At 70.5% G+C, this 15962-nt stretch carries 14 protein-coding genes; 8 read left to right on the top strand and 6 right to left on the bottom strand.

Annotated elements, in window-relative coordinates; genetic code table 11:
- Nucleotides 1-50: 50 nt before the first annotated feature.
- The 3 genes from QFZ82_RS33715 to QFZ82_RS33725 form a co-directional block, all read right to left on the bottom strand.
- The gene (locus QFZ82_RS33715) at nt 51-1076 is read right to left on the bottom strand and encodes a 6-phosphofructokinase (protein ID WP_307716725.1); all 1026 of its coding nucleotides are present in this window, start codon (nt 1074-1076) and stop codon (nt 51-53) included.
- A 188-nt stretch (nt 1077-1264) separates the two neighbouring features.
- Entirely contained in the window at nt 1265-1993 is a 729-nt protein-coding gene (locus tag QFZ82_RS33720) for a type 1 glutamine amidotransferase (RefSeq protein ID WP_307716726.1), read from the bottom strand.
- A 38-nt stretch (nt 1994-2031) separates the two neighbouring features.
- Complete coding sequence (locus QFZ82_RS33725; protein WP_307716727.1) at nt 2032-3267, bottom strand: MurT ligase domain-containing protein; 1236 nt, start codon at nt 3265-3267, stop codon at nt 2032-2034.
- A gap of 127 nt (nt 3268-3394) precedes the next feature.
- Here QFZ82_RS33725 and def point away from each other — a divergent pair, with 127 nt between their 5' ends.
- Nucleotides 3395-3964, top strand: coding sequence for a peptide deformylase (gene def / locus QFZ82_RS33730; RefSeq protein WP_307716728.1), 570 nt, complete (start codon nt 3395-3397; stop codon nt 3962-3964).
- 407 nt (nt 3965-4371) lie between these two features.
- Here def and QFZ82_RS33735 read toward each other — a convergent pair whose 3' ends face one another.
- A complete protein-coding gene (locus QFZ82_RS33735; protein WP_177148170.1) occupies nt 4372-5007 on the bottom strand; it encodes a TetR family transcriptional regulator in 636 nt (211 codons plus the stop codon).
- 163 nt (nt 5008-5170) lie between these two features.
- On the opposite strand from QFZ82_RS33735, the gene QFZ82_RS33740 reads away from it, so the two are divergent.
- Entirely contained in the window at nt 5171-6436 is a 1266-nt protein-coding gene (locus QFZ82_RS33740; protein WP_307716729.1) for an acyl-CoA dehydrogenase family protein, read from the top strand.
- A gap of 68 nt (nt 6437-6504) precedes the next feature.
- On the opposite strand, the gene QFZ82_RS33745 is transcribed toward QFZ82_RS33740, so the two are convergent.
- Complete coding sequence (locus QFZ82_RS33745; RefSeq protein ID WP_307716730.1) at nt 6505-6990, bottom strand: glutathione peroxidase; 486 nt, start codon at nt 6988-6990, stop codon at nt 6505-6507.
- 92 nt (nt 6991-7082) lie between these two features.
- On the opposite strand from QFZ82_RS33745, the gene QFZ82_RS33750 reads away from it, so the two are divergent.
- The gene (locus QFZ82_RS33750; RefSeq protein WP_177148173.1) at nt 7083-7487 is read left to right on the top strand and encodes a hypothetical protein; all 405 of its coding nucleotides are present in this window, start codon (nt 7083-7085) and stop codon (nt 7485-7487) included.
- 18 nt (nt 7488-7505) lie between these two features.
- Here the strand turns inward: QFZ82_RS33750 and QFZ82_RS33755 are convergent, their stop codons facing one another.
- Entirely contained in the window at nt 7506-8429 is a 924-nt protein-coding gene (locus tag QFZ82_RS33755) for a LysR family transcriptional regulator (RefSeq protein ID WP_307716731.1), read from the bottom strand.
- A gap of 292 nt (nt 8430-8721) precedes the next feature.
- Here QFZ82_RS33755 and phnA point away from each other — a divergent pair, with 292 nt between their 5' ends.
- From phnA to QFZ82_RS33780, 5 genes are all read left to right on the top strand, one after another.
- Nucleotides 8722-9966, top strand: coding sequence for a phosphonoacetate hydrolase (phnA, locus tag QFZ82_RS33760; RefSeq protein WP_307716732.1), 1245 nt, complete (start codon nt 8722-8724; stop codon nt 9964-9966).
- A 125-nt stretch (nt 9967-10091) separates the two neighbouring features.
- Entirely contained in the window at nt 10092-11408 is a 1317-nt protein-coding gene (locus QFZ82_RS33765; RefSeq protein ID WP_307716733.1) for an MFS transporter, read from the top strand.
- Between the two features lie 68 nt (nt 11409-11476).
- Nucleotides 11477-12610 (top strand): TIGR03364 family FAD-dependent oxidoreductase, encoded by a 1134-nt coding sequence (locus QFZ82_RS33770; RefSeq protein ID WP_307716734.1) that lies wholly within the window; start codon nt 11477-11479, stop codon nt 12608-12610.
- A 767-nt stretch (nt 12611-13377) separates the two neighbouring features.
- Entirely contained in the window at nt 13378-14418 is a 1041-nt protein-coding gene (locus QFZ82_RS33775; protein WP_307716735.1) for a lyase, read from the top strand.
- 23 nt (nt 14419-14441) lie between these two features.
- Nucleotides 14442-15785: a cytochrome P450 gene (locus tag QFZ82_RS33780; RefSeq protein WP_307716736.1), complete on the top strand. Its 1344-nt coding sequence runs from the start codon at nt 14442-14444 to the stop codon at nt 15783-15785.
- The last annotated feature ends 177 nt before the right edge of the window (nt 15786-15962 follow it).

Consider the following 15962-nt stretch of genomic DNA (forward strand, 5'->3'; position numbering starts at 1 on the left):
CCCCCGGCCGCGACCGCGACCGGGGGCACAACCCATGGCAGGGGGCCGGATCAGAGCACGCACTCCGCCTCGTCGTACCGGTCCGCGGGAACCGTCTTCAGCGTCCGGGTCGCCTCGGCGAGCGGCACCATCGTGATGTCCGTGCCGCGCAGCGCCGTCAGCATCCCGAACTCGCCGCGGTGCGCCGCTTCCACCGCGTGCCAGCCGAACCGCGTGGCCAGCACACGGTCGTACGCGGTCGGGGTGCCACCGCGCTGCACGTGGCCGAGGATCACCGGACGGGCCTCCTTGCCGAGCCGCTGCTCCAGCTCGACGGAGAGCTGGCGGGCGACGCCCGCGAACCGCTCGTGCCCGTAGATGTCCTTGCCGCCCTCGTCCCAGCGCATCGTGCCCTCGCGGGGCTTCGCGCCCTCGGCGACGACCACGATCGCGAACTTCTTTCCGGCGGAGAACCGCTCGCCGACCCGGGCGGTCAGTTCGTCGATGTCGAAGGGGCGCTCCGGGACGACGATCGCGTGGGCGCCGGCCGCCATGCCCGAGTGGAGCGCGATCCATCCCGTGTGCCGGCCCATGACCTCCACGATCAGCACCCGCTGGTGCGACTCGGCCGTGGTCTTCAGCCGGTCCAGCGCCTCCGTCGCGACACCGACGGCGGTGTCGAAACCGAAGGTCACGTCGGTGGACGCGATGTCGTTGTCGATCGTCTTCGGCACGCCCACGATGGGCAGGCCGGCCTCCGACAGCAGGTGGGCCGCCTTGAGCGTGCCCTCACCGCCGATCGGGATGATCGCGTCGAGACCGAGATCGGCGACATGGCCCTTGGCCCGCTCCACACCGTCGCGCAGATGCGCGGGCTGGACGCGGGAGGAACCGAGGATCGTGCCGCCACGGGCCAGGATGCCGCCCACCGCGTCCAGGTCGAGCTTGCGGTAGTCGCCCTCCAGGAGGCCCTTCCAGCCGTCGTGGAATCCGATGACCTCGTCGTCGTGGTCGACGACGGCACGGTGCACGACGGAACGGATGACGGCGTTCAGACCGGGGCAATCGCCGCCGGAGGTGAGCACACCAATGCGCATAGCCCGAAAACCTTTACAACGTGGGCCGACTCCCGGACCACGTCGTCCGGTTGGATCCCCGCCACCCTACCGGCGTCGGGCGGCCGGTCAGAAACGGGCGTCCGACAGGTGGGACCGGGCAGAAGACCCCTTCGCTCGGCTGAGCGAAGGGGCCTTCAGGATGTGCGCTCGACTGAGCGGAGGCGGCGTCAGGCGGGCTGGGTGGCGGACGCGATCCGCTCGGCGCGCAGGGCCTCGTACCAGCGGTCGTCGGTCGGCGGCAGCGCGTTCACGTCGAGCGCCAGCTTCAGCAGCAGGTCCGCGATCTGCGGGTTGCGGGCCATCACGGGACCGTGCATGTACGTGCCGAAGACGGTGTCGTTGTACGCCCCTTCGGTGCCGTCCCCGGTGCCGTTGCCGCGGCCGAGGACCGTGCGCGCGAACGGCCGGGCGGTCGGGCCGAGGTGGGTGATGCCCTGGTGGTTCTCGAAGCCCGTCAGCTGGGGCAGCCCCAACTGCGGGTCGATGTCGGCCAGGACGTCGCCGACGCAGCGGGCGCCCTCGCCGCGCGTGGAGATCACGTCGATCAGGCCGAGACCCGGCTCGCGCTCGCCGAGGTCGTTGATGAACTCGTGGCCGAGGATCTGGTACCCGGCGCAGACCGAGAAGATGATCGCGCCGTTGGAGGCCGCACGGCTCAGGCCGCCGTCGCGGCGCAGCCGCTCGGCCGCGAGCCGCTGGGGGCGGTCCTCGCCGCCGCCGATCAGGTAGATGTCGCCGGATGTCGGCACGGGCTGGTCACTGCGCACGTCGATGCGCATCACGTCGAGACCGCGCTGGCGGGCGCGGCGCTCGACGACGAGCGCGTTGCCCTGGTCGCCATAGGTGCTGAGCAGATCCGGGTAGACCCACACCAGACGCAGACTGCTGTCACTCATTCCCATAAGTCCTTTTCGTCCGTCCGCTCGTCAGTCGCTCAGTTGCCGACGCGGCGGCGCACGTCCTGGAAGGCGGTGTAGTTGGCGATCAGCTCGATCCGGCCCGGCGGGGCCGTCTGCACGGCCTCGTCGACGGTCTCGCACACCCGGAAGTCCAGGCCCGCGACCTCCAGCCGGACCGCGAGGTCGAGCTTGCGGTCACCGATCACGAAGATCGGGTGCCCGGCGAGACGCGTGTAGTCGACGTCCCACAGCCACGAGGTGTCGGTGCCGTCCGCGCCGCGGGCGTTGACGGACAGGATCACCGGCGTCGGCGGCGGGTCGATCAGCGAGAACGTCTCCAGCCAGCCGGCCGGGTTCTTCGCGAGCAGCAGCCGCACGTCACGGCCGAGGAAGGAGACGACGTCGTACCGGCCGGCGACGGCCTGGACCTGGTACATGCGCTCGAGCGCGACCTGCGGCGGAACGCCGAAGCAGGCGGCGACGGCGGCCGAGGTGGCGGCGTTCGCCTTGTTGGCGCGGCCGGGCAGCTGGAGGCGGATCGGCCAGGCCGAGCCGTGCGGGTCGAGGACGTGGTCACCGCTGAGCACCCAGCTCGGGGCGGGACGGCGGAAGCCGCACTCGCCGCAGAACCAGTCGTCGCCCGGGCGCTGCATCACACCGCCGCAGGACGGGCAGGACCAGGCGTCGTCCTTCCACTCCTGCCCGGCGGCCACCCACACCACATTGGGGGAGGAGGACGCGGCCCACACGACCAGCGGGTCGTCGGCGTTCGCGATCACGGTGGCCTTCGCGCCCGTGAGGCCCTCACGCCACTTCTCGGCCAGCATCCGGGTCTCGGCCGCGCGGTCCAGCTGGTCGCGGGAGAGGTTGAGCAGCGCGATGGCCTTGGGCGTCACGTCCCTGGCCACACCGGCGAGGTACTTCTCGTCGACCTCGATCACACCGAACTTCGCGTCCGAGCCGCCGGCCAGTGCGGAGGTGATGCCCGCGGGCATGTTGGCGCCGAGCGCGTTCGAGACGACGGGGCCGCTGGCGCGCAGGGCCTCCGCGATCAGCCGCGTGGTCGTGGTCTTTCCGTTGGTCGCCGACACGAGGACGACGTCCAGGTGCTGCGCGAGCCGTCCCAGCAGGTCGGGGTCCAGCTTGAGCGCCACCCGGCCGCCGATCACCGATCCGCTGCCGCGCCCGGCGGCGCGCGACACCGCCGCTGCGGCCTTGCCCGCCGTAACGGCCAGCTTGGCTCGTGGCGTCAGCTCCGAGTTGCCTGACATCGTCCTTGATCCTCCTAGCATCGGTCGGGAGTCAGCCTATCGACCTCTTCTCGGCAGCCCGTACCGCGGCACCGTCGGAATACGTGGAGGTCACGGGGGGACCTGCGCGGAACGTAGGCTGGTCGCCATGCGAAACCGGCCCATCCCCGGCAGTTCCGGACTGGTCAGGCCCATGAGCCTGCTCGGTGATCCGGTGCTGCACGCCCCCTGCGAGCCCGTCACCGACTTCGGCGCGGAGCTGGGGCGGCTTGTCGAGGACATGTTCGCGACGATGTACGCGGCCCAGGGTGTCGGTCTCGCGGCCAACCAGGTCGGCGTCGCGCTGCGGGTGTTCGTCTACGACTGCCCCGACGACGAGGACGTCCGCCACGTCGGGCACGTCGTCAACCCGCGTCTGGTCGAGGCCGACGGCCTCACGGTCCGCGGCCCGGAGGGCTGCCTGTCCCTCCCGGGCCTGGAGGCGGGGACGGAGCGCTTCGACCGGGCGGTCGTGGAGGGCGTGGCGCTGGACGGCGAGCCGGTCCGCGTGGAGGGCACGGGGTTCTTCGCGCGCTGTCTGCAGCACGAGTGCGATCATGTGGACGGCCTGGTGTACGCGGACCGGCTGACGCCGTGGCGCCGTGGCCGCCTGGCGCGGGCGGCCCGCAAGGCGCCGTGGTCGACGCCGGAGGGCGTGTCGCGCCTGCGGCGCGCTTAGCCGGGGGCCGTTTCCCCCACCCCGCCCCTTACCCGTAACTGGGGCTCCGCCCCGGACCCCGTGCCCCTGCGCCCTGACGGGCGCAGCGTTGGGCTCCGCGCCCGGGCCGCCGTGTGCTTTGCGCCCTGGCGGGCGGGGGCATTTGGGGCTTCGCCCCAGACCCGTGCCCAGTTCGCTGCCGGCCCCCACTCGTGCACCGGGTTCTGTGCCCGGTTGGCTCCGCCCCGGGAACGGGAACGCGCTTCGCGCGGTGTCCTTCAGGTGCCGGACGGGCAGGAAACCCCAGCCCCGCCGGCGATTGAGGCCGGGGTTCGGGGCGGAGCCCCGACGGGTGTGTCGGGCAGGGGTATTCAGTCCCGCCGGTGATTGAGGCGCAGCGGCCCCGGATGCGCAGCGCGGTGTATCCGTCAGAAGCCCGGGCCGCCCACGCGGTCAGGGGCGTCGAAGAGGCGGCCGCACAGGAGGTCCGTCAGGCTTTTCACCAACTGCGCGCGCGAGCAGGGGCGTTCGCCCAGCCACCAGTCGCCCGCCGCGTGCATCATGCCGACGATGCCGTGGCCCCACACCCGCGCCAGCAGGTCGCCGCCCGGGCCGAGGTCGACGCGGTCGGCGATCACCTTGCCCAGCTCCTCGCCGAGGCGGCGCAGCAGCGGGGCCGAGTGGCGGCCGACGTCGAAGCCCTGTTCGGAGGGCTGGTTGTCCTCGGCCGGGTGCATCAGGAAGCGGTAGACCTGGGGCCGCGCCTCGATGGCCGCGAGGTAGGTGTCCAGCGTTCCCGCCACCCGCTCGCGGCGGTCGACGTCCGCGTCCACCGCCACCTGCAGAGCCCGCAGCAGGGCGTCGGTGTGGCGCTTCGCCAGGGCCCGGTACAGCCCGCCCTTGTCGCCGAAGTGACGGTAGAGGATCGGCTTGGTGATGCCCGCCTCGGCCGCGATCGCGTTCATGGAGGCGTGCGGCCCCTCGCGGAGCACCACCCGGTCCGCTGCTTCGAGCAGCTCCCGTCGCCGCTGGTCCGCCGACCGCTGCTGGTGTGCGCTGTCCATGCCCTGTCTCTCCCCGCCCTTGCGAATGCGTGACGCGCAAGGTAACACCCGCTGCGAGGGACCAGTGATCCGGTGGCCTCGGTTGACAGGTGCTACTACCCGGTAACAGACTTCGAGTTACCGCAAGTAACGCCCTGGCGGGCGTCGTAGTGCTGGAGGGGACATGGCCGAGTTCACGCTCGATCTCAACGAGGACCAGAAGCAGGTCCGGGACTGGCTCAACGGCTTCGCCAAGGACGTGATGCGCCCGGCCGCGGCCGAGTGGGACGAGCGTGAGGAGACCCCCTGGCCCGTCATCCAGGAGGCGGCCAAGCTCGGCATCTACTCCCTGGACTTCTACGCCCAGCAGTTCTTCGACCCCACCGGCCTCGGCATCCCGATGACGATGGAGGAGCTCTTCTGGGGCGATGCGGGCATCGCCCTGTCGATCGTCGGCACCGGCCTGGCCGCCGTAGGCGTCATCGCCAACGGCACCGAGGAGCAGATCGGCACGTGGATCCCGCAGATGTACGGCGACGCCGACGACGTCAAGGTCGCAGCCTTCTGCTCCTCCGAGCCCGACGCCGGCAGCGACGTGGCCTCCATGCGCACCCGCGCCGTATACGACGAGGCCAAGGACGAGTGGGTCCTCAACGGCACCAAGTCCTGGGCGACCAACGGCGGCATTGCCAACGTCCACGTCGTCGTCGCCGTCGTCGACCCCGCACTCGGCTCCAAGGGCCACGCGTCCTTCATCGTGCCGCCGAACACCCCCGGCCTCTCCCAGGGCCAGAAGTTCAAGAAGCACGGCATCCGCGCCTCGCACACCGCCGAGGTCGTCCTGGAGAACGTCCGCGTCCCCGGCCACTGCCTCCTCGGCGGCAAGGAGAAGCTGGACGAGCGCCTGGCCAAGGCGCGCGAGAGGGCCAGGTCCGGCGGCGAGCGAAGCGAGATGGGGGTCCCCCCGGCCGGAGGCTGGGGGAGGGTCAAGAACGCGGCGATGGCCACCTTCGAGGCGTCCCGCCCCGCCGTCGGCGCCATGGCGGTGGGCACCGCCCGTGCCGCGTACGAGGAAGCGCTCGAATACGCCACGACGCGCGAGCAGTTCGGACGTCCGATCATCGACAACCAGGGCGTCGCCTTCCAGCTCGCCGACATGCGCACGCAGATCGACGCCGCCCGCCTGCTGGTGTGGCGGGCCTCCTGGATGGCGACCACGGGCAAGCCGTTCACCTCGGCCGAGGGGTCCATGTCCAAGCTGTTCGCCAGCGAGACCGCCAAGAAGGTCACCGCCCAGGCCATCCAGATCCTCGGCGGCAACGGGTTCACCCGCGAGTACCCGGTGGAGCGCATGCACCGCGACGCCGCGATCTACACCATCTTCGAGGGCACCAGCGAGATCCAGCGCCTGGTCATCGCCCGCACGCTGTCGGGCATGCCGATCCGCTGACGGGCCGACGCGGCGAAGGCTCCCGTCCCGCCCGGGACCGGAGCCTTCGCGGTGTGCCCGGCGGCCCGTCAGGCAGCCAGCAGCCCCTCGATCGCCGCCACGACCTCGGCGGACTCCGGCTCGGTGCGCGGGCGGAAGCGGGTGACCTCGCCCTGCGGGGAGATCAGGAACTTCTCGAAGTTCCACTGGACGTCACCCGCTTCGCCGGCCGCGTCCGCGGTCTTCGTCAGCTCCGCGTACAGCGGGTGCCGGCCCTCGCCGTTCACCTCGGTCTTCTCCAGCAGCGGGAACGTCACACCGTACGTCGCCGAGCAGAACTCACCGATCTCCTCCGCGTTGCCCGGTTCCTGGCCCGCGAACTGGTTGCAGGGCACGCCGAGCACCGTGAGACCCCGGTCGCCGTACGTCTTCTGCAGCCGCTCCAGGCCCTCGTACTGCGGCGTCAGGCCGCAGCGGGACGCCACGTTCACCACGAGCACGGCCTTGCCGCGGTGGTCGGCGAGCGACGTCGGCTCGCCCGTCAGGGTATGCAACGGGATGTCGAAAAGGGACATCGAGGACTCCTTCGTACCTGTGTTTATGTGATTCTTATTCTTCGTGTAGCGTGCGCGCGTTCGATAAGCATGCAACCACGAGGAAGTCCGCCATGAGCGCCCCGACGTCCCCCTCCGCCCCGCAGGACCCCCAGCAGTTCCCGCAGGGTCAGCCCGATGCTGCTCCCGCTCCCCAGCCGGCCAAGAAGGGCATCGTCCGGAAGCTCCTCGGGGTCGTCGTCCTCATCGTCGTCGCCGTGGCCGTGAAGCTCGGCGCCGGCTACATCCTCGGTGACGCCCCGGTCCGCGCCGAGGCCGGCGACTGCGTCCAGGTCACCGGTCCGGACGACGCCCCGGAGGTCGAGACCAAGAAGTGCGGTGAAAAGGGCGCCAACTACAAGGTCGTCAAGGTCATCGAGAACAGCTTCGACGTCAACGCCTGCACCGTGGGCGAGGCCGCCCTGGCGCAGCAGTGGGACGCCGACAAGTTCGTGCTCTGCCTCGACCCGGCCAAGTAAGCGCCTCCGAGGGGCCCCTCAGGGCGCACCCACCGCCGGCAGCTCACGCGGCCACTCGCCGACGGAGCGCAGCAGCTCGATGAAAGCGCGCTCCGCCGGCGACAGCAGACGGTCCCTGCGGCGGACGAGATTGACGGGCCGTGACCGCGGCACCGGACTGACCGGCAGCACCGACAGCGTCCCGGCCCGTACGTCGTCCACCACGGCGTGCTCGGAGATGAGGGCGAGCCCGAGACCCGCCACCACGCACTGCTTGACCGCCTCGGGCCCCCAGACGTCACCCCGCGACACATGAGTCAACTCCCAGTCCGCGAGCGCCTGTTCCTGGAGCTCCCGCGTCTGGGACCCAGGCTCGCGCAACAGGAAGCGGCAGTCCGCCAGATCGCGCGGGCACACCTCGTCCCGCGCCGCCAGCGGATGCCCCGGCGCCGCGATGAGCACCAGACGTTCACCGAGCACCGTCTCCGGCACCAGCTGGGACGCCGTCGGCGCACCCGCGACCACCGCGACTCCGATGTCCCCGGCCAGCAGCCGCTCCAGCACGGCCTCGTTGTTGCCCACGAAGATGTCGCACTCGATGCCCGGATGCCGCTCCTGGAAGCGCGCCAGCAGCGGCGGCAGCAGATACGTGCCGACCGTCGTCGAACCGCCGACCAGCAGCCGCCCCGACGTCAGCCCGCTCACCTGCTGCACCGCCGCCACGGCCTCCTCGGCCAGCAGGAACACCCGCTTGCCGTACTCCGCCAGCACCTCGCCCTCGGCCGTCGGCCGCGCCCGCGAGCCCGAACGGTCGATCAGGGTGACCTTCAGGGACTGCTCCAGCCGGCGCACCTGGTTGGAGACCGACGGCTGACTCATGTAGAGCCGGTGAGCCGCCGCCGAGAAGCCCTGGTGCTCCACGACCTGCATGAAGATCCACAAACGGTGGAGATTGAGTTCCACTGGCCTCCCCACGCCGCTCGCCGATCACCCGGGCCGCCGACTCTAGCCCCGGGACGCCCTGGTGGGGAGGGTGCGGGACGCGGTGACCGCACCTGCCGGGGCCTTCCCCGAGGAAACACAGCAGCCGCCGACGGCCTCTGCCCTGGTCAGCCACGACCGCGTCAAGGGGCTATGGCGGCCATAGCGAATCCGGTGGTTCTGCCCCTGCTCGGCCCGGTGCTACCCATGAAAAGGCGGGACGGCGAACGAAGCGGTCGTCCCGGCTCCTTCGACCTCAGGGGTGGATCCGCACATGACCGAACCGCTGACAGTGAACGGGCGCCGCTACCACCGGCCCCGCCGGCCCGTTGTCGTGGTCTGCATCGACGGCAGCGAGGACGCCTACCACGAGCGGGCCGTCGCGGACGGCCGCATGCCCTTCCTGGAGCGCATGCTGCGCACGGGCAGCGACCTGCGCGCCGACTGCACGATGCCGTCCTTCACCAACCCCAACAACCTGTCCATCGCCACCGGGGTCCCGCCCTCCGTCCACGGCATCTGCGGCAACTACTTCTACGACACCGTCAGCGGCACCGAGGTCATGATGAACGACCCCGAACTGCTGCGCGCCCCCACGCTGTTCGCCGCCTTCTCGCGGCAGGGCGCCAAGGTCGCCGTCGTCACCGCCAAGGACAAGCTGCGCCGCCTCCTCGGCAGCGGTCTCGTCGACGGGATCTGCTTCTCCGCGGAGAAGGCCGACCAGGCCACCGAGGAGGAGAACGGCATCGGCAAGGTCCTCGCGCGGACCGGCATGGACCTGCCGTCCGTCTACAGCGCCGAGCTCAGCGAACTGGTCATGGCCGCCGGGGCCGACATCCTCGACAAGGACCGCCCCGACCTCATGTACCTCTCGCTCACCGACTACATCCAGCACAAACACGCACCCGGATCGCCCGTCGCCAACGACTTCTACGCCATGCTCGACCAGTACTTCGAGCGCATCGACGCGCTCGGCGCCGTCCTCGTCGTGACCGCCGACCACGGCATGAACGCCAAGGCCGACGGCGACGGAACCGCCCGGGTGGTCCACCTCCAGGACGTCCTCGACGCACGTCTGGAGCCGGGATCCGCCCGCGTCGTCCTGCCCATCACCGACCCCTACACCGTCCACCACGGCGCACTCGGCTCGTACGCCACCGTCCATCTGCCCGAAGGCGCCGACACCGGCGCCCTCACCGCCCACCTCGCGGCACTGGCGGGCGTGGACATGGTCCTGACCCGCGAGGAGGCGTGCGCCCGTTTCGAACTGCCCGGCGACCGCATCGGGGACCTGGTGGTCATCGCGGAACGCAACACCGTGCTCGGCACCACGCCGGCGCGGCACGACATCTCCGGCTTCACCGAGCCGCTGCGCTCGCACGGCGGACTCACCGAGCAGAAGGTGCCGTTCCTCGTGAACGCCCCCCTCACCGGGCTGCCCGACGGGCACCGGCTGCGCAACTTCGACGCGTACTGGGTCGGCACCGCGATCGCGGCGGGAGAGCCGCTCACCGCCTGAACCGCACCGATCCGCACACGACCCGGCCCCGGCGCGCCGCCGAGGCGCGCGCCGGGGCCGGGTCATGCCCGCTGCCGCCCCCCACGCCAGCCAATCCGCCCCAGGACGAGGGACAGGACACAGCTATGGCCGACCTCGCACCACCGCAACCGCACCGCAGACCCCTGCCCGGCACGACGGAGGCGGACGCCGTCCGCTGGCGCCGCCGGATCTTCGCCGTCACCTGGCTCGCCTACGCCGGGTTCTACTTCGTACGCCAGGCCTTCTCCGTCGCCAAACTCGGCATCCTCGACGACCCGGCCGTCGACACGGTCCTCACCGAACGCGTCCTCGGCGTCATCGACGCCGTCTACCTCGCCGCCTACGCGGCCGGGCAGTTCCTGTGGGGCGTGTGGGCCGACCGCTTCGGCCCCCGGGTCGTGGTCATCGGAGGCATGATCGGCGCCATCGCCGCGGCCTGCGTGATGGGCCTCAGCAGCGCCCTGCTCGTCTTCGGCGGCGCGATGGTCGTCCAGGGCCTCGCCCAGTCGGCCGGCTGGGCGCCGCTGTGCAAGAACATGGGCAGCTTCTTCCCGGTACGGCAGCGCGGCCGGGTCCTCGGGTTCTGGAGCACCAACTACGCGTTCGGGGGCCTCGCCGCGCCCCCGTTCCTGGGCTGGATCGCCTACTCCCTCTTCGACAGCTGGCAGGTGGCGTTCCTCGCGGGCGCCGCGACCCTCGCCGGCGTACTGCTGCTGTTCGTCGCGCTCCAGAAGGACTCTCCGCGGGACGCGGGCATCGCCGAGGACGACGCACCCGGCGAGGAGGCGGCGCCGGAGCCGGGTGAGCGGCGCGGCGGGCTCGCGCTCTACCGCGAGACGCTGCGCGACCGCATGGTGCTCACCCTCGGCGCCGCCTACTTCCTGCTCAAGCCCGCCCGTTACGCGATCCTGCTGTGGGGACCCGTACTCGTCAGCCGGCGGCTGCCCGACATCGACAAGGTCGGCGCCGTCCTCATCCCGATCGCCTTCGGGGCGGCCGGCGTCCTCGCCCCGATCGTCGTCGGCTGGGTCTCCGACCGGCTGTTCGCCTCGCGCCGCGTACCGCCGTGCGTCCTCGCGCTCGCGGTGCTGACCGTGACCCTCGCGCTGTTCATGCCGCTCACCGCGACCGGCAGCGTCCCGGTCATGATCGGTGTCCTCGCCGTGATCGGGCTGACCGTGTACGCCGCCGACTCGATGATCTCGTGCGTCGCCGCCGTGGACTTCGGCACCGACAAGGGCGCGGGCACCGCGGCGGGGCTGGTCAACGGCTGCGGCTCCGTCGGCGCCATTCTCGGAGGGCTGCTGCCCGGGTTCCTCTCCGGCGGGGCGCTGTTCACCGGTTTCGCCGGCGCCGCGCTGCTGGCCGGGCTGCTGATGCTGCCGCACTGGAACCGGCTGCCGCGCACGGCAGGCGCGTGAACTGCCGTCGCACGAACCCGCGTCACCCCTCGCCGTACCGGCCGTACCGAGAGAGGAACCGAAACCCCATGACCGTCAACCAGGCCGACACCGTCGTCGTCGGCGCAGGAATCGTCGGACTCGCGCACGCCCTGGCCGCCGCCCGCCGCGGCGAGCGCGTCGTCGTCTTCGAGCGCGACGACTTCGCCGTCGGCGCGTCCATCCGCAACTTCGGGATGATCTGGGCCATCGGCCAGGAACGGGGCGCCGTCTACGAGCGCGCGCTGCGCAGCCGCGAGATCTGGCTGGAGGTCGCCGCCAAGACCGGTCTGTGGGCCGAGCAGACCGGCTCGCTCCACCTCGCCCACCACCCCGACGAGGTCGCCGTCCTCGAGGAGTTCCTCGCCACGACGCCGGCCGCCCGCGAACGCGGCGCCACCCTGCTCACCGCCCGGGAGGCCACGCGGCGCAGCGCGGTCGCCCGGCCCGACGGCCTGCTGGCCGCGATGTGGAGCCCGACCGAGGTCAACGTCGACCCCCGGCGGGCGATCCCCGCCGTCGCCGAACACCTCGTCGCCGAGTACGGGGTCGACATCCGCTTCGGCACCACCGTGCGCTCGGTCGACCTGCCCACCGTCTCCACGACGGCGGGGGAGTGGCGTGCCGGGCGCGTCTTCGTGTGCAGCGGGAACGACTTCGCGACGCTCTACCCTGACGTCTTCGCCGAGAGCGGCCTCGTCCGCTGCAAGCTCCAGATGATGCGCACCGGCGTCCAGCCGGGCGGCCGGCAGCTCGGTCCGATGCTCTGCGGGGGGCTCACGCTGCTCCACTACGCGGCTTTCGACGGCCTCGCCGCCCGCGTGCCGCTCGCCGAACGGATGGCCGCCGAGCTGCCGTTCCACCGCGAGCACGGCATCCACGTGCTGCTCTCCCAAACCGCGGACGGACGGCTGACGATCGGCGACAGCCACGCCTACGGCATGACGCACGACCCCTTCGAGAACGAGGAGATCAACGAAGCCGTCCTCGCCTACCTGGCCACCTTCGCCGTGATCCCCGACGCCCGCATCACCGAACGCTGGACGGGCTACTACCCCTCCCTGCGGGACGGGCGCACCGAACTCGTCGTCTCCCCCGAGCCGTCCGTCACCGTCGTCAACGGCGTCGGCGGGGCCGGCATGACGCTCTCCTTCGGCCTCGCCGAGGAGGTCGTCGGCGCCTGAACGGGTGGAAGAGCCCCGGCGGGAACGTCCTGACGCCGTTGGCGCACAACGGGCCCGGCGCGACGTCGGCCTTCACGACCCGGTGGTGGTGAAGGCCGACGTCGTGTTGTGGGAAGGGCGTCGGTGTCCTTGCGTATCGAGGAGCCAGGGGAGGTCCCGGACGGGACGCCCCGCGTGGCTGTCCAGGCTGCCGCGGCTGGTCACATGCCCGCAGCCGATCGGGGAAGAGCCGTTGGAGGCGGACAATTGAGCCGGGCGGCGCGCAGGGCGAAACGTCGGCGCACGAGTACGGACACGGGCGCCTGACGGGCTCGCGCGCGCCTGGCGGCCTCCTCCCGGCCGGCCCTGCCCTTCTCGTCTCCTCGCGTCGACACGTCCCTCTGCGCCCGGTCCTGAAGCCATGGCGATGTACGCCTCTGACCTGCGGGTTCTCCGGCGGGTGCCGTGCGCCCCGCGTGGGGTGTGGGCGATGTGCCGGACTCTCTGGCGTCATAATTATGGCATTCGCATATGACTTCCCGAATAACCGCCTGGCGATTGCCCAAAGCGTCCCGGAATTTCGTGCCCGGATTACATTGACAGTCTGCTCGATACCGCGCGTTAATTGACCGCCCGAGGTGTTAGATCTTCTCGCGCGGATGCGCAAATCGACCAATTTTGTGACCAGAGTGATCGTGGAAACATGTCGGGCCATACCGTACTTGAGGCGTGATCGCCTGGGCGTTCAGTGCGGAAGTGTCGAATCCGGATTCCCTCTGGAGGGATTTATGGCCCTTCTCGACTCCTTCTCCATTCCAGACTTCCATCTGCCCTTCGAATCCTCCAAACATCCGCAGTCGGGCCAGGCGAACGACGAGGCGACCTCGTGGGCACTTCGCCGTGGGCTGATCACCGACGCGGCGGAGCAGTTCGCCGGCATCGGTTTCGGGCACCTGTCCGGGCGGGTGTGTCATGAGGCGCCCTACCAGCACGTCGTGCTGCTTGCCGAGTGGATGGCCTGGTCGTTCGTCCTCGACGACCAGCACGACCACCTCATCAGGACGGGTCGGCTCGAGGCGTGGCGTCCCCTCGCCGATGCGATCACCGGGTACCTCGCCACGGGGAAGATCGACGGTACGCCGCAGCTGCGCCACAATCCGCTGGTGGTCGGCTTCGTGGACCTGTGCGACCGCATCCTGGCCGGGATGCCGCCGAGCACAGGGGAGCGCTACCGGGGGCACATCCCCCTCATGCTGCGCTCCCTCGACCAGGAGGCGGTCAACCGGAATGCCGCACAGCAGCCGACGATCGACGACTACGTCCACATGCGCCGGCACAGTTCCCAACTGCTGCCGATGATGGACATGGTGGAGGCCGGCCTGGGCGTGGAAGTGCCTCCGGAGGTGTACGACAGCTCCCCGTTCCAGGACCTCATGAGCAGTGCCCTGGACGTCATCTCATGGGGCAACGACGTCTTCTCCCTGCGCAAGGAGTTCTCCTGCGGGGACAACAACAACCTCGTCTCCCTCCTTGCCTGGTGGAACGAGTGGTCACTGCCACAGGCCGTGCTCGCCGTCCAGGAGCGCACCCGCGTCCGCGTCGAGGACTTCCTGGCCGCCGCTCAGGGGCTGCCCGATGTGCTGGACACGCTCGGGGTGACGGACGCCTCGGTGCGTGCCGGAGTCGCGCGCTGTGTGAAGAGCTATCAGGACTGGATGATCGGCGCCGACCTCTGGCAGCGGTACGAGTGCACCCGCTACAGCGATGAACGGTGGGTCGCGGGCCTCGAGTCCACGTACATACGCCCGGATCTGGTCCCGGGGACATGAGCGGCAGGACGGAGAGGTCGCCCATGGCGCACGTCAACCCGGCACGGAACGCGGCGGTGGCTCCGGGGAGTCTTCCCGTCCTCGGCCACGCACTGCAGTTGTGGCGCAGGCCGATAGCGTTCCTGGAGTCGCTGCGGACGCACGGCGATGTCGTGAGGGTCGACGTGGCCACCTGGCCCGTCCACGTCCTCACCAGCCCGGAACTGATCCAGACCGTACTGGTCGGTGACGCGAAGAACTTCGGGCGCGGCAGGGTCTTCGACAGGCTGCGCCCGCTGTTCGGCAACGGTCTTCCGTTGACCGACGGCGAGTTCCACCACAGGCAGCGCCGTCTGCTGCAACCGGCGTTCCACCGCAATCACATCGCCGCCTACGCGGAGATGATGTGCCGACAGGCGGACGAGATGTCCACCTCGTGGACCGCCGGACAAGAGATCTCGGTGACGACGGAGATGCGCCGGTTCGCGCTGTCCTCGGTCGCGGCGATGATCTTCTCCGGCGACCTCGGACGGTCGGCTGTCGAGGAAGTGCACCGCTCGTTCCCCATCCTCGTGGAGGGCATCCTCAGGCGAGCGATCATGCCGAAGTCGCTGGACCGGTTCCCGGTCACGATGAACCGGCGGTTCGACGCGGCCGCCGCACGGCTGCGCCGGATCATCGACGAGGTGATCGCGCGCTACGGCACCGAGGAGTCGGGCCGTGACGACTTTCTGTCTCTGCTGTTGTCCACCGTGGACGCCGAGACGGGCAAGGCGATGAGCGACGAGCAGGTGCGGGACGAAGTGATCTCCATCTTCTTCGCCGCGACGGAGACGTCGGCCACGGTGCTGTCCTGGATCTTCCATGAACTGGCCCGTCATCCGGAGGTGGAGAAGCGCCTGCACGCCGAAGTCGACGCAGTGATCGGCACGCGGCCCGTCCGTCCCTCCGACATCGCCCATCTCACGTATACGAACAATGTGTTCCAGGAGGCGCTTCGCCTGCATTCGCCGCTTCTGTTCACCAGGCGTGCCCTGGTTCCGGTGAAGATCGGTGGCGCCTCGATCCCGGCCGGAGCCGAATTGGGCTACAGCCCCTACGCGCTCCATCGGGACCCCGCGCTGTTCCACGAGCCCAGGACATTTGATCCGGATCGTTGGAACACCGGCTCGGCGGACCGGCCACGCCCTCACAGGTTCATTCCGTTCGGGGCCGGTCAGCACAAATGCATCGGGGATTCCTTCGCGGCGTCAGAGATCGTGATCGCCGTGGCGACCGTGGCCTCCCGGTGGCGGTTGGTCCATGCTCCGGGCACCACTGTGCGCGAGGTTCCCGCAGGTATCCCGCAGCCGGACGCGCTGGCCATGATTCCCCTCGCACGGCACTGACGGAATAGGCCCCTGGCACCTTCGGGACGATCGTCGGCCGGTCTCGCGACTGCGTGCCCACGGCTGCGTCAGCGGAGGGTACAGGTCCCCCCACGAATGAGTGGCCGATTTCCCTGAAAATGGTCGCAAGGAGTATCACCCCACGCCTCTGACCGTACACTCGGCGGCACGCGCTGG

Origin of the sequence: Streptomyces sp. V4I23 (assembly GCF_030817975.1) — a bacterium.
Lineage (GTDB): Bacteria > Actinomycetota > Actinomycetes > Streptomycetales > Streptomycetaceae > Streptomyces.

Bases quoted from the DNA above. Each gene is read 5' to 3' on its own strand.
- phnA (WP_307716732.1), top strand. From the start codon at position 8,722: ATGACCGAACCGCTGACAGTGAACGGGCGCCGCTACCACCGGCCCCGC.
- QFZ82_RS33725 (WP_307716727.1), bottom strand. From the start codon at position 3,267: ATGTCAGGCAACTCGGAGCTGACGCCACGAGCCAAGCTGGCCGTTACG.
- QFZ82_RS33715 (WP_307716725.1), bottom strand. From the start codon at position 1,076: ATGCGCATTGGTGTGCTCACCTCCGGCGGCGATTGCCCCGGTCTGAAC.
- QFZ82_RS33775 (WP_307716735.1), top strand. From the start codon at position 13,378: ATGGCCCTTCTCGACTCCTTCTCCATTCCAGACTTCCATCTGCCCTTC.
- QFZ82_RS33745 (WP_307716730.1), bottom strand. From the start codon at position 6,990: ATGTCCCTTTTCGACATCCCGTTGCATACCCTGACGGGCGAGCCGACG.
- QFZ82_RS33720 (WP_307716726.1), bottom strand. From the start codon at position 1,993: ATGAGTGACAGCAGTCTGCGTCTGGTGTGGGTCTACCCGGATCTGCTC.
- QFZ82_RS33780 (WP_307716736.1), top strand. From the start codon at position 14,442: ATGGCGCACGTCAACCCGGCACGGAACGCGGCGGTGGCTCCGGGGAGT.
- QFZ82_RS33735 (WP_177148170.1), bottom strand. From the start codon at position 5,007: ATGGACAGCGCACACCAGCAGCGGTCGGCGGACCAGCGGCGACGGGAG.
- def (WP_307716728.1), top strand. From the start codon at position 3,395: ATGCGAAACCGGCCCATCCCCGGCAGTTCCGGACTGGTCAGGCCCATG.
- QFZ82_RS33750 (WP_177148173.1), top strand. From the start codon at position 7,083: ATGAGCGCCCCGACGTCCCCCTCCGCCCCGCAGGACCCCCAGCAGTTC.
- QFZ82_RS33765 (WP_307716733.1), top strand. From the start codon at position 10,092: ATGGCCGACCTCGCACCACCGCAACCGCACCGCAGACCCCTGCCCGGC.
- QFZ82_RS33740 (WP_307716729.1), top strand. From the start codon at position 5,171: ATGGCCGAGTTCACGCTCGATCTCAACGAGGACCAGAAGCAGGTCCGG.
- QFZ82_RS33770 (WP_307716734.1), top strand. From the start codon at position 11,477: ATGACCGTCAACCAGGCCGACACCGTCGTCGTCGGCGCAGGAATCGTC.